Genomic DNA, 13,363 nt, shown 5'->3' with positions numbered 1-13,363 from the left:
GATCCTTACAGTCAACGACCATCAGAGCTCAACACTGCGAGGTGGCCATGAGCACGACATCCCAGGAGCAGACCAGGCCTTTCGAGTGGTTCCGATCCCTCGGCCAGCGCGGACGTCGCGCGTTCGCCGGCGCGTTCGGCGGGTACGGCCTGGATTCCTACGACTTCCAGGTCCTGCCGCTCAGCCTGGTCGCGATCACCGCGTACTTCAGCCTCAGCAAGCCGGAAGCCGGCCTGCTCACCACGGTCACCCTGGTGGTGTCGGCCATCGGCGGCGCACTCGCCGGCATCCTGGCCGACCGGATCGGCCGGGTCCGGACCCTGATCATCACCGTGGTCACCTACGCGGTGTTCACGGTCGCGTGCGGCTTCGCGCCGAACTACGAGACTTTGCTTGTCCTGCGGGCGTTCCAAGGACTGGGCTTCGGCGGTGAGTGGGCCGCGGGCGCGATTCTGGTCGCCGAGTACAGCAAACCCGAGTACCGCGGCCGTGCGGTCGCGTTCATCCAGAGCGCGTGGGCGGTCGGCTGGGGCCTCTCGGTGATCGTCTACACCGTGGTGTTCAGCCTCGTCGACCCGGACATCGCATGGCGGATCCTGTTCTGGACAGGCGCTTTGCCCGCGATCCTGGTCTGGTACGTCCGCCGCAACGTCACCGACGCCCCGCACGTCACCGAAAGGCGCACGGCGAGCAAGCAACGCGGTTCGTTCAAAGCGATCTTCCAAGGGCCGCTGACCAAGACCACGCTGTTCGCCGCGCTGCTGGCGACCGGAGTGCAGGGCGGCTACTACACACTGGCCACCTGGCTGCCGACATTCCTGAAGACGGAACGGAATCTGACCGTCGTCGGCACCGGCGGCTACCTGGCATTCCTGATCTCCGGCGCGTTCATCGGGTATGTCTGCGGTGGCTACATCACCGACATGATCGGCCGCAAGAAGACGTTCGCGCTGTTCGCGATCCTCTCCGCGCTGCTGATCGTCGGCTACATCAACATCCCCACCGGCGCCAACAACCTGGTGCTGATCCTCGGTTTCCCGCTCGGCTTCTGCGCCTCGGCGATCTTCAGCGGGTTCGGTTCCTTCCTGGCCGAGCTGTACCCGACCGAGCTGCGTGGCACGGGCCAGGGCTTCACGTACAACTTCGGCCGCGCGGTCGGCGCGCTGTTCCCGACTCTGGTCGGTTTCATGGCCACGAGCTGGGGCGTCGGTGGTGCGATGGTGTTCGGCGCGGTCGCGTACGGCATCGCTGTCCTGGCGTTGCTGGGACTGCCGGAAACACTCGGGAGGGAGCTCACATGACCCCGGATCAGGCCAGAAAGGCCTTCCGCACCGGTACTGTGGTCCCGACCAGCGGCTGGGCACCTGGCTACACGCAGGCCAACCTGATCGCGGTACCCCGGGACTGGGCGTACGACCTTCTTCTGTTCGCGCAGCGCAATCCCAAGCCGTGCCCGATCCTGGATGTGACAGATCCAGGCGTGACAAGCACTCCCCTCGCGCTCGACGCTGACCTGCGCACGGACATTCCGAGCTACCGGGTCTGGGAGAACGGCGAGATGCTCTGCGAGGTCAGGGACGCGACCCGGCTCTGGCGCACGGATCTGGTCTCGTTCCTGATCGGCTGCAGCTTCACATTCGAGCATGGGCTGCTCGCCGCCGGGATTCCGCTGCGGCACGTGGAACAGGGCAAGAACGTGTCGATGTACATCACCGATCGCGACTGCCGCCCGGCCGGCCGGATGCGCGGGCCGATGGTCGTCTCGATGCGGCCGATCCCGGCCGACATGGTCGAGCAGGCCGCGCTGATCAGCGGCCGGATGCCCGACGTGCACGGAGCCCCCGTGCACGTCGGCGATCCCGGTGGCCTGGGCATCAAGGATCTGTCCACACCGGACTTCGGTGACGCCGTCCAGGCCGAACCCGGTGACGTGCCGGTCTACTGGGCCTGCGGGGTGACCCCGCAGGCTGCGCTGATGACCTCGTGCCCACCGTTCGCGATCACGCACTCACCCGGGCACATGTTCATCACCGACATCCCGGACGACACCTACCGAATAGCGTGAGCCACGTCGTCCCAGCCTACGAACTTGAAGTTGGTGCTGTCCCTCGGTTCACCGGTGTTGTCACCGTCCTGCACGACAAGCAGGCCGTTGGGAAACCGGTGGCCGAGGCCAGTGCCGATCACTGCGGCGCCATCGCTTTCCTGCACGAGGTCGTCCTTGTACTTGACCTGGAACGAGGTCCGGTACCTGCCGGGCAGATCGTAGGCCGCGAAGCTGTTGTCGCCCTGGCTGGACGCGAGCAGCAGGTTACGTCCATAGTGGATCGTCAGGCCTTCGACGTCGGCTGAGACGTGCTTGCCGCCGAAGCCAGGATCCTTGCCAGGAGTGCATTCCTCGGTCGACGGGTCATACGTCCCCGGAATGCCGAACTCGCGGACCTTGTCGATCAGCACCGGCTTGTCGTCGAGCCGGGCCGACATCCGCCAGATGCCGACGTCTTCCTGGCCCGCATACAGGGTTCCGGTGCGATAGTCCACGACCATGCCTTCAACCTGAGGTTGCTGACCGGGTTCGTCGCACGGCTGCCACTTGACGCCGTTCGGCAGCGTGAATTCCGCAGGCAGGTCAAGGGTTCGTACGACCTTGTAGCTGAACTTCGCACCCCGGGGCTCGACCCGAAGCAGCGCGACCCGCGTGGTCGACCGGCGGCTGACCAGAACGTACGTCGCCCGGTCACGCTTGTCGTACCAGGCCGTAAGACCGTAGGCCGTCTGCTGTTCATCCACTTCGGACTGCGTGGTGTTGAACACGAACGGCACGTCCGGCGCGGTGACGTCGACCAGCCCGTTGACCTGGTAGAACCGGATTTGGTCGCGGCCCCGGTCGGACACGATCGCGATGTCGCCGACGATGTCGACGTTGTTGAACCGGCCCGGGGCGTGCTCCGGGCCAGGCCGGGCAGGCGCGGGCACGTGCTTGATCTGCGTGCCGTCGAGGCGGTACGAGTACAGCCCGCCTTCCTTGGCCGTGGCCACGACGATGCTGCGGCCGGGCTCGCGGTCGTTCACCCAGATCGCCGGGTCGTCGGCGTCGGCGTTGCCGCCTTCCTCATCGTCGAACAGGCCCGGGGTTTCGGCCTGGGCCTTGACTTCAGGCCGTCCGGCCGCCGAAGCGGGAGCACCGGCCAGCAGCACCGCCAGCAGAACAAGCAGGACTCTTCGCATTCACAGAATCCTTCCCGAAAACTGTGAACAGAAACCCAACACCAGTCCTCAACCTCGACAACCGGATGTGCAACAAATAACGCGTTTTATGAGTCTTTCAGCCTATGAGTCACAAACGTTCATCCATAGGAGTGCTTACCGGGCTGATAGCCTGGGGCCTCGCTGTCCCGATCAGCGGGACAGCGAACGCCGCTCCGATCACTGGGACGGCGCCGACGGCAGCGCCGATAGCGGTCACGTTGTTCACCGGCGACAAGGTGATCCTTGACGGGCAGTTCGGCGCGAGAGTGCAGCCGGCCAAGGGCCGTCAGCGGACCCAGTTCGACATCCAGAAGGACGAGCGTGGCGACGTCCACGTGATTCCGGCGGACGCGACCGGGATGCTGCGGTCCGGACGGCTGGATCCGCGCCTGTTCAACGTCACCCAACTGTTCGAAGGCGGTTACGACGACACAAATCGCAAGGACGTCCCCCTGATCGTCAGTGGCCAGGGCGTCGCCGCGACCAAGGTCCTGGACCTGCCCAGCATCCAGGGCGCGGCGGTCCGCGTCGACAAGGCCGCCGGGTTACCGGAGTTCAAGTCGGTCGGCAAGATCTGGCTCGACGGGCCGGTACGTGCCTCGCTCGACAAGAGCGTCCCGCAGGTGGGCGCACCGGAGGCCTGGAGTTCCGGGTACACCGGCAAGGGCGCGACAGTCGCCGTCCTGGACAGCGGAATCGACACCACGCATCCGGATCTGGCTGACGCGGTCATCAAGGCGGAGAACTTCACCGACGCGACGACCGGGACTGACGATCGCTTCGGGCACGGCACGCACGTCGCCTCGACGATCACCGGGAACCACGCCAAGTACCAGGGCGTCGCCCCGGAGACCAATCTGCTGAACGGAAAGGTGCTCGACGACGGCGGCGGTGGCCGGGAGTCCTGGATCATCGCGGGCATGCAGTGGGCGGCCGCGCAGGGCGCAGACGTGGTCAACATGAGTCTCGGCAGCAGGTTTCCCAGTGCCGGCACCGACCCGATGTCCTTGGCAGTCAACAGGATCACCGCGGAGACCGGAACGCTGTTCGTCATTTCCGCCGGCAACACCGGCGGCCAGCCCGGCAGTCCTGCCGCTGCCGACGCCGCACTGACCGTCGGCGCGGTCGATCACAACGACCAGCTCGCACCGTTCTCCAGCCGGGGCCCGCGCTGGGGCGACGATGCGATCAAGCCGGACATCACCGCACCGGGTGTCGACATCGCGGCGGCCAAAGCCACCCATGGCAAGATCGGCAGCCCGGTCGACGCCACGCACGTCCGGCTGTCCGGAACGTCCATGGCGGCCCCGCACGTGGCCGGTGCGGCAGCAATCCTGGCCCAGCAGCACCCGGAGTGGAAGGCCGACCAGCTCAAAGCGGCCCTGATGGCCAGTGCGAAGCCGAATCCCGCGTTGTCGGTGTTCGAGCAGGGCTCGGGCCGCCTGGATGTCGCCAAGGCGGTGAAACAGTCCGTGTACACGTCTCCGGCGAGTGTCAACGCCGGCGTCGCCCAATGGCCGCACAATGACGACACCCCGATCAAGAAGACCTTGACCTACCACAACTCGGCCAATGCCCCGGTCACGGCGAACCTGACCGCCGACGTACGCGGACCGGCCGGCGCTCCGGCTCCGACGGGTATGTTCACGTTCTCCCAGAACACGATCACGATCCCGGCGGGCGGCCAGGCGCAGGTGGAGATCACGATCGACACCAGGGCGGCCGGGCCGGATGGGCTCTACAGCGGTTTCGTGCTGGCGGGCGATGTCCGCACTCCGATCGCGGTGAACCGTGAGGTCGAGAGCTACAACATCGCGATGAGTTTCCTTGGCATGGACGGCAATCCGACGCCCGATTACTCGACGCGGTTCGTGAATCTCGATATCGAGAAGGCGTACCTGCCGTACGACGCCTCGGGATCACTGACTGTCCGGCTGCCCAAGGGCCGTTTCTACTTCAACGCACGCATGGACACGACTCAGGGCGTCGTGCTGGCCAGCGAACCGGAGTACGTGGTCAACGGCGACACGACATTCGTGATCGACTCTCAGGCGAGCAGGCCGATTGGGTTCACTGTGGACAAACCGGGCGCGAAGGCCGGAATGGTGTTCTTCGGCTTCGACCGCCGGACTGTCTGGGCAGGCGGAACCGGGGACTTCTACCAGGCGAACTCGTTCGACGGCTTCCGGGTCCGGCCCTCCACCACGACCGCGGCGCCGGGGCAGTTCACCTTCGTGACCGAGGGCCGGCTCGCGCAGCCGGACGGCGAGGGCGGCTTCTTCGACAGCCCGTACCTCTACAGCCTGCACCACGAGGTCGACGGCAAGGTACCGGCCGAACCGCTGACCCGGGTGCGGGACAAGGATCTGGCCAAGGTCGTGTCAGAGCACGCCGCCACGGCGCCAGGCCGGTTCGGCATGCGGGAGGGTGTTGTCATCCGGGCGTTGCCGTACTCACTGGAGGAGTTCTACACACCGGATTTCGGCTGGAACAAATCGTTCACGCAGCAGCTCGGCCCGGACTGGTTCGCCGATCACGAGATCACGTTGTCGAACATGAACAAGCGGACGTACAAGCGTGGTTCGACCACCACGGAGCGCTGGAACTACAGCGTTCTCGGCCCCGCGTTCGCCGCGGAGGAGTCGGGCAAAGCGGCCCACGCCATGCGCGATCACGACGAGATCTCCCTCAACATCGGGATGTACGCCGACCAGGCGCCGGGCCGGACCAGCTCGGCCTATGACACCGGCAGTACGACGCTTTACAAGGACGGCAAGCAAATCGGCCGGAAAGAAGTGTCCGGCTACGGGAATTTTGTTGTCCCGCCAGGCGATGGCACGTATCAGCTGCACATCGAAGGCAGCAACAACCTGGCCGTGTCCAGCAAGATCATCGCGGACTGGACGTTCAAGTCAGGCACGGTGACCGGCGACAAGTCAGCAGCATTGCCGCTGCTGGCGGTACGGTTCACGCCGACGCTCGACAACCAGAACCGGGCTCACCGCGCTGTGCCGACTGTGGTTCCCGTGAACATCGACCACAACACAGGCGGCAAGGCCAAGCCGACCGCGATCCAGGTCTCGCACGATGACGGCACGACGTGGAAACCGGCGCCTGTGTTCAATGCCGGTGGCAAGTGGTTCACCGTGCTCGTCCACCCGGCCGGGGCCAAGAGCGTCTCGCTCAAGGCATCCGCCAAGGACGCCGCCGGGAACTCTGTCGAGCAGACGATCCTGCAAGCCTTCCTGTTGAAGTAATCATTCCGAACGTGTTGACGTGCTGGCGACTCTTAGAGGCATGAGTCGCAAGAGTTCAGCATTGGGTGTGATCACCGGCCTGGTGGCCTGGGGTCTCGCTGTTCCCGCGGGTGTGGCCGTCGCCGCTCCTGCGGGAACGGTTCCCACCAGCACGATCACGTTGCTCACGGGCGACAAGGTGATTCTTGGCGGGCCGCGCGGCGCGACTGTGCTGCCCGCCAGGGGTCGCGAACGGATCGGGTTCATGCAGAGCAAGGACGTGCACGGCGACATCCACGTCGTGCCGGCTGACGCTGTGCCGTTGCTGCATGCCAACCGGATCGATCCGCGGCTGTTCAACGTCACCCGGCTGGTGGCCAACGGCTATGACGACACCAAACGCGAAGACATCCCTTTGATCGTCAGCGGACAGGACATCGTCGCGACCAAAGTCCTGGACCTGCCCAGCATTCACAGCACCGCGGTCCGGGTGGACAAGAAGACCGGCCTTTCCCGGTTGCCGCCGGCCGGCGAGATCTGGCTCGACGGGCCGGTGCGGACCGCACTCGACAAGAGCATCCCCCAGGTCGGCGCCCCCGAAGCCTGGCGTTCCGGCCATACGGGCAAAGGTGCGACCGTGGCCGTGCTCGACTCGGGAATCGACGCCGCACACCCGGATCTGGCAGGCTCGGTGCTCAAGGCCGAGAATTTCTCCACCGCCACAACAGGTCCCGGCGACTACAACGGGCATGGTACCCATGTCGCCTCGATCATCACCGGCGATCACCCCAGGTACTCCGGTGTCGCGCCGGATGCCAAGCTGCTGAGCGGAAAGGTGGTCGACGACGAGGGTTTCGGTTCGGAGTCCGAGATCATCGCCGGGATGCAGTGGGCCGCAGCGCAGGGCGCGGACGTGGTCAACATGAGCCTCTCGTTCCACTATCCGAGTGACGGCGGCGACCCGTTGTCCCAGGCAGTCGACCGGCTCACCGCGCAGACCGGCACGTTGTTCGTGATCGCGGCAGGCAACAACCCCACCCGTCCACCAGCCCCTCCCGGCGCGGCGGATTCCGCGCTGACGGTCGGGGCGGTGGACCACAACGATCAGCTCGCCGAGTTCTCCACTCGCGGCCCGCGGTTCGGCGACGACGCGATCAAGCCGGACATGACCGCGCCGGGCGTCGACATCGCCGCGGCCAAGGCGACGCACGGAACCTCGGGCGATCCCGTTGACGCCGCGCACGTTCGTATGTCGGGAACGTCGATGGCCACGCCCCATGTCGCCGGAGCAGCCGCGATACTGGCCGGGCAGCACCCGGACTGGGGACCGGAACGGATCAAGTCCGCACTGATGGGCAGCGCCAAACCGCATCCCGCACTGTCGGTGTTCGAACAGGGCGCGGGCCGGCTGGACGTCGGCCGTGCGGTGCGGCAATCCGTTCAGGCAGATCCGGCAAGTGTCAACGCGGGTGTGGCCGTGTGGCCACATCAGGACGATGTCCCGATCACGAAAACGCTGACATACCGCAATTCCGGCACCGAGCCGGTCACCGCGGCCATGACCGCCGAAATCCGTGACCCGAGCGGCAATCCTGCTCCCGCAGGCATGTTCACGTTCTCGGCGAACACCATCACCATTCCGGCAGGCGGCCAGGCACAGGTCACTGTCTCGATCGACACCCGGCTCACCGGTCCGGAAGGTCTCTACAGCGGCGTCGTGCTTGCGGGTGATGTCCGGACGCCCGTCTCGGTCAACCGCGAGATCGAGAGCTACAACGTCACGGTCGGGTTCATCGGCCTGGATGGCAATCCGACACCGGACTACAGCTACAACTTCCTGGACATCGACCGGGCCAGGCAAGTCCGGAAACACAACGTGTCGGGAACTGTCGTCGCACGGCTTGCCAAAGGACGACACTACTTCAACGCAATCGTGCGGACACCGGCCGGAACGGTCATCGCGGCCGAACCCGAATACGTGGTGACCGGTGACTCCTCGATCTCGGTGGACGCCCGGACAGCCAGGCCAGCCGGGTTCACTGTGGACAAACCACACGCACAACCCGGTTTCACGCAGATCGGCGTGGAACGGAAACTGCCCACCGGAACGGCGGTGTCGAACAGCTATACGCTGCAGAACGACGGTGTTCTGTCCGTGCGCCCATCGAAGACCTCCGCCGGGCAGTTCACGTATCGCATCGAAGCCAGACTCGCTGAGCCGGACGGCGGAGGTGGTTTCTCGACCACCTCCTATCTCTACAACCTCTACCAGGAAACAGCCGGCCGGATTCCGGCCGAGCCGATGCATCGGGTCCGCGACAGCCAATTGGTCAGGGTCCGCTCAGAACACGGAGCCACCGAACCGGGCAAATACGGACAACGCGAGTCGATGGTCCTCAAACGTCTGCCGTACACGCTGAACGAGTTCTACACACCCGGCGTGCCATGGACCGGACTGTTCTTCCAGCTCGACTCACCGAATGCGGAGCGGCGGGACACGTACGCGCGCCGGGCATCTCCACGCGTGTTCACCCAGGACACCACCGAGAAGTGGAACTACGGCGTGTTCGGCCCGGCGGTGCCGGCTGACGGCGATCCCTGGTACCGGCCGTTCCGGCAGCGTGACACCATGATCGTGAACGTCGGACTCTTCACCGACCGGGAGCGAGTGCGTTTCGGGGCCGCCGACGACCGTGGGAGTACCACGCTCTACCTGGACGGCAAGCAGATCGGCACGTCATCGATGACCGGATTCGGTGTCTTCGAAGTCCCGCCGGGCCTGCGCACATACTCCGTGCACACGCAAGCCGTGCACGATCTCGGCCTGTCGGATGTAGTCACAGCCGACTGGACCTTCCAGTCCGACACCGCACCCGGGTTCGAACAGAAACAGCTGCCATTTCTGGCAATCCGGTTCGCACCGGCACTCGACAGCTACAACCGGGCAACACGTGCCGTACCTACGGTGGTCCCGATAACCGTGGACCACAACACAAACGGAACCGCGAGGAAACCGTCGGTCCAGGTCTCGCACGACGCGGGTACAACCTGGAAAACCGTCCCGGTATTGGCCGCGGGCGGCAGGTGGTTCACGATCGTGGCCCACCCGGCAGGCGCGAAATCAGTATCACTCAAGGCATCCGCCGAAGACACCGATGGGAACTCCGTCAACCAGACGATCCTGCGAGCGTTTCTGCTGAAGTGAATCGGCGGCCGGCCCGGCTGACACCGGGCCGGCCACCCATCGAAATCAGTGCGCGAAGTGGCGGGTGCCGGTCAGGTAGAGCGCGACGCCACCGGCCTCGGCAGCGGCGATGACTTCCTGGTCCCGGATCGAGCCGCCCGGGTGCACGATCGCCTTGACGCCCGCGTCCATCAGGACCTGGGGGCCGTCCGGGAACGGGAAGAACGCGTCGGACGCGGCCACCGAGCCCTTGGCCCGGTCGCCTGCCCTGGTCACCGCCAGCCGGGCCGAGTCGACCCGGTTCACCTGGCCCATGCCGACGCCGACGGTCGCGCCGCCCACGGCCAGCAGGATCGCGTTGGACTTCACCGCGCGGCACGCACGCCACGCGAAAGCCAAGTCGGCCAACGTCTCCTCGTCGACCGGGGTGCCAGTCGCGAGCGTCCACTCGGCCGGATCGTCACCCTCGGCCTGGAGAGTGTCCTTGGTCTGCAGCAACAGCCCGCCGGAGACCGCACGCATCTCGGCGCCGCCGCGCTGAGGCTCGGGCGTGACGAGGATACGGATGTTCTTCTTGCGAGTCAGCACGTCCACCGCACCGTCCGCATAGGACGGAGCGAGGATCACCTCGGTGAAGATCTCCGCGACCTGCTCGGCCATCTCCAGCGTGACCTCACGGTTGGACGCGATCACGCCGCCGTACGCACTGACCGGGTCGCACGCGTGCGCCTTGCGATGCGCTTCGGCAATGTCTATTTCGGACACCGCGATCCCGCACGGGTTGGCGTGCTTGATGATCGCGACCGCAGGCTCGTCGTGGTCGTAGGCCGCACGGTAGGCCGCGTCGGCGTCGACGTAGTTGTTGTACGACATCTCCTTGCCGTGCAACTGCTCCGCAGTCGCGAGGCCGCTACCACCGTGACTGGAGACGTACAACGCGGCGCTCTGGTGCGGGTTTTCGCCGTAGCGCAACACGTTCGAGCGCTTCCAGCTCGCGCCGACCCAGCCCGGGAAGTTGCTGCCCTCGTCGTCCGGCGACAGCACGCTGCCCATCCAGGACGCCACAGCGATGTCGTACGACGCCGTGTGCCGGTAGGTCTCGAGCGCCAGCCGCTTGCGGTCGTCGAGGGTGAAACCGCCTTCCTGGACCTTCTCCAGCACCCAGGAGTACCGCGACGGGTCGATCACGACCGCGACCGAGGCGTGGTTCTTGGCGGCCGCACGCAGCATCGCCGGCCCGCCGATGTCGATCTGCTCGACGCAGTCGTCCGGCGAGGCACCGGAGGCGACCGTCTGCTCGAACGGGTACAGGTTCACCACAAGCAGGTCGAAAGCCTTGATCTCCAGGCTTTCCAGCTGCTGCACGTGCTCAGGGCGGCGCGTGTCGGCCAGCAGGCCGGCGTGCACGCGCGGGTGCAGCGTCTTGACCCGGCCGTCGAGCGACTCGGGGAAACCGGTGACCTCCTCGACCGGGGTCACGGGCACGCCCGCGTCAGCGAGCACCTTCGCGGTCCCGCCGGTGGACACGATCTCCACGCCGGCCGCGTGCAGCCCGGTCGCCAGCTCCAGCAGACCGGTCTTGTCCGAGACGCCGATCAGCGCCCGCCGAACGGGACGCGTCTCTGAGTTCACGGGATGCTCACCTTTCGTCCGTCCACGGTGCAGCCCTCGCGCACGAGCCGCGCGAGCACGTCGACCAGCAGCCGCCGCTCCACCGTCTTGATCCGTTCGTGCAAGTCCTCGACGCCGTCGCCGGGTTCGACCAGGACCGGCTCCTGCGCCAGGATCGGCCCGGTGTCGACGCCACTGTCCACCAGGTGCACCGTGCTGCCGGTGATCTTCACGCCGTACGCGATCGCCTCTTCGACGGCGTGCGCGCCGGGGAACGCGGGCAGCAGGGCGGGGTGCGTGTTGACCACTCGTCCCGCGTACTGCCCCAGGAACGCCGGGCCGAGGATCTTCATGAAACCGGCCGAGACCACCAGGTGCGGCCCGTACTTGGCGACCTGCTCGGTGAGTGCCTGATCCCACCCGGACCGGTCGGTGTGGTCACGGACACGTTCGACAAACGTGGGCACACCGGCTCGCTCGGCCCGCGCCAGCCCTTCGATCCCGTCGCGGTCGGCACCGACCGCGACGACGGTAACCGGGTAGGTCTCGTCGCGGGTCTCGTCCAGCAACGCCTGCAGCAGGGTGCCCGATCCGGAGACGAGCACGACGACCTTGGCGGGGGTGGGAAGAACGAGCCGTTCCCTGGGTTGAGCGCTCAGCGTGATCTCCTGGCCTGGGTCGATTACGGCCAGCCTAGGTGCTCACTTGTCGATCTCGTCCGGCAGGTCGGCCCTGTCAGGAGATTGCTCGGCAGTTTCGGCGGGTGGTTGCTCGGCCGGCTCCTCGTCGGGCTGTTCCTGCTCGGCGGCCGGCGGCTCTTCCTCCGCGGTGTCGGTCTCCTCTTCGGGAGCTTCTTCGGCTGCGGCCTCGGCCACAGTGAAGTCGTCGGAGTCGTCGGAGTCGTCGAGCAGGCCCCGAGACGGCGCGAGCACCAGCCGTGCCCCGGCCCACCACGTGACCACAGCCCCCGGCAACGCGATCCACAGCAGCATCGCCATGCCCAGGCTCCACGGATGCATGTTCAGCGGGTTGAACACACCGTTCGCGAGCCGTCCGCCGGAACCCAGGCCAAGGACCACGCAACTCGCCGCGACCACCACGGCCGCAGCGCCCACAGCACGCAGCCGTGCGATCGGATCTTCGCTCGAGTTCCGCAACACCCAGCCGACCAGCGCGCCTGCGGCAAGCGGCAGCACGAACACGAGCGGCCACCAAGGAGCACCGCTTTCCGGCAAGGCGGCCAAGATCGGCACACCAGGCAACGGACCACCGCTGAAGTGCAACGGAGTCGCGGTCAGGCTGCCGATCGTCACGCCCGGACCGGCCGCGAACGCCGTCCCGCCGAGCACGGCGTTCGGCAGGTACAGCACAGAGAGCAGAAACATCCCCACGCTGTCCCCGATACCCGGCGAGAACAGCGCTTTGACCGTCATGAACGACATCGACAGGCCGAGCAGGAAGATCAACGCGCCGATGCCGAGCACCGCGGCCAGCCCGATGAGCCCGGCCCGCAGGCCGTGCACCACCAGCTCGTCGACCCGCTCGATCAGCTCTTCGAAGTACCCGCGACGGGCCAGCCCGATGATCGCAGCCAGAGCCGAAACCACAGCCGGCACAAGCATTCCGTCGAGAAACGCGGCCGAAGACGTCGCTCCTGCGATCACGCCGCCCGCGATCGCGTGCGTCACCGCGATCGCCCCGACGATCGAAACCGTGTCGCGTGCCGAGGTGATCTCCATCCGGTCGGCGGCGTTGCCGGCAGCACGGCCGACGAGCAGCACGACCAGCAACGTGGGCAGCAACGGCAGCGCACCCAGATCGTGCCCGCCCAGGTCCAGCGGCACCTGGTAGGCGCCGAGCCAGCCCGGCAACGCCGCGGACAGCACCGACGCGGTCGTGATCTCGGCCTTTGTCGCTACCGAGATCACCAGCGTGAGCAGGACGACAACACCCGCGTACCCCATGAACAACGGTCCGGCCGAAGCCACCAGCAACGCCCGGACCCGGCCGCGCTCCAGATCGGGATCAAGGTCTTCGTCCAGGTCGGGGTACAGCGACATACCAGGCACACTGGCAGCCGGAC

General features: G+C 66.4%; 8 protein-coding genes. 4 read left to right on the top strand and 4 right to left on the bottom strand.

Translation table 11 applies throughout. The annotated features are described in order from the left end of the window. The first annotated feature begins 47 nt into the window (after positions 1 to 47). Together JOF56_RS14800 and JOF56_RS14795 are read left to right on the top strand one after the other, a co-directional pair. Complete coding sequence (locus JOF56_RS14800) at positions 48 to 1,301, top strand: MFS transporter (protein WP_209638134.1); 1,254 nt, start codon at positions 48 to 50, stop codon at positions 1,299 to 1,301. Then, the gene (locus JOF56_RS14795) at positions 1,298 to 2,065 is read left to right on the top strand and encodes a putative hydro-lyase (protein WP_209638132.1); all 768 of its coding nucleotides are present in this window, start codon (positions 1,298 to 1,300) and stop codon (positions 2,063 to 2,065) included. The genes JOF56_RS14800 and JOF56_RS14795 overlap by 4 nt, the downstream gene beginning before the upstream one ends. On the opposite strand, the gene JOF56_RS14790 is transcribed toward JOF56_RS14795, so the two are convergent. Continuing rightward, on the bottom strand, positions 2,050 to 3,228 hold the full coding sequence (locus JOF56_RS14790; protein WP_209638131.1) for a phytase: 1,179 nt from the start codon (positions 3,226 to 3,228) through the stop codon (positions 2,050 to 2,052). The two genes, JOF56_RS14795 and JOF56_RS14790, sit on opposite strands and share 16 nt — an antisense overlap. A 104-nt stretch (positions 3,229 to 3,332) precedes the next feature. Here JOF56_RS14790 and JOF56_RS14785 point away from each other — a divergent pair, with 104 nt between their 5' ends. Beyond that, positions 3,333 to 6,506 (top strand): S8 family serine peptidase, encoded by a 3,174-nt coding sequence (locus JOF56_RS14785; RefSeq protein WP_209638129.1) that lies wholly within the window; start codon positions 3,333 to 3,335, stop codon positions 6,504 to 6,506. 40 nt (positions 6,507 to 6,546) lie between these two features. Continuing rightward, positions 6,547 to 9,690, top strand: coding sequence for a S8 family serine peptidase (locus JOF56_RS14780; RefSeq protein WP_209638127.1), 3,144 nt, complete (start codon positions 6,547 to 6,549; stop codon positions 9,688 to 9,690). Between the two features lie 45 nt (positions 9,691 to 9,735). On the opposite strand, the gene purH is transcribed toward JOF56_RS14780, so the two are convergent. From purH to JOF56_RS14765, 3 genes are all read right to left on the bottom strand, one after another. Then, the gene (purH, locus tag JOF56_RS14775; RefSeq protein ID WP_209638125.1) at positions 9,736 to 11,301 is read right to left on the bottom strand and encodes a bifunctional phosphoribosylaminoimidazolecarboxamide formyltransferase/IMP cyclohydrolase; all 1,566 of its coding nucleotides are present in this window, start codon (positions 11,299 to 11,301) and stop codon (positions 9,736 to 9,738) included. Further along, positions 11,298 to 11,885 carry a phosphoribosylglycinamide formyltransferase gene (purN, locus tag JOF56_RS14770; protein ID WP_307855103.1) on the bottom strand — a complete coding sequence of 196 codons (588 nt, stop codon included), beginning with the start codon at positions 11,883 to 11,885 and terminating at the stop codon, positions 11,298 to 11,300. The genes purH and purN overlap by 4 nt, the downstream gene beginning before the upstream one ends. A 96-nt stretch (positions 11,886 to 11,981) precedes the next feature. Then, on the bottom strand, positions 11,982 to 13,340 hold the full coding sequence (locus tag JOF56_RS14765) for a cell division protein PerM (protein ID WP_209638123.1): 1,359 nt from the start codon (positions 13,338 to 13,340) through the stop codon (positions 11,982 to 11,984). Positions 13,341 to 13,363: the final 23 nt, after the last annotated feature.

The organism is Kibdelosporangium banguiense (genome assembly GCF_017876405.1).
GTDB lineage: Bacteria > Actinomycetota > Actinomycetes > Mycobacteriales > Pseudonocardiaceae > Kibdelosporangium > Kibdelosporangium banguiense.
The sequence above is the reverse complement of the archived record's forward strand: the minus strand, read 5'-3'. Positions and strand labels throughout refer to the sequence as shown.

Bases quoted from the DNA above. Each gene is read 5' to 3' on its own strand.
- JOF56_RS14800 (WP_209638134.1), top strand. From the start codon at position 48: ATGAGCACGACATCCCAGGAGCAGACCAGGCCTTTCGAGTGGTTCCGA.
- JOF56_RS14765 (WP_209638123.1), bottom strand. From the start codon at position 13,340: ATGTCGCTGTACCCCGACCTGGACGAAGACCTTGATCCCGATCTGGAG.
- JOF56_RS14790 (WP_209638131.1), bottom strand. From the start codon at position 3,228: ATGCGAAGAGTCCTGCTTGTTCTGCTGGCGGTGCTGCTGGCCGGTGCT.
- JOF56_RS14795 (WP_209638132.1), top strand. From the start codon at position 1,298: ATGACCCCGGATCAGGCCAGAAAGGCCTTCCGCACCGGTACTGTGGTC.
- JOF56_RS14780 (WP_209638127.1), top strand. From the start codon at position 6,547: ATGAGTCGCAAGAGTTCAGCATTGGGTGTGATCACCGGCCTGGTGGCC.
- JOF56_RS14785 (WP_209638129.1), top strand. From the start codon at position 3,333: ATGAGTCACAAACGTTCATCCATAGGAGTGCTTACCGGGCTGATAGCC.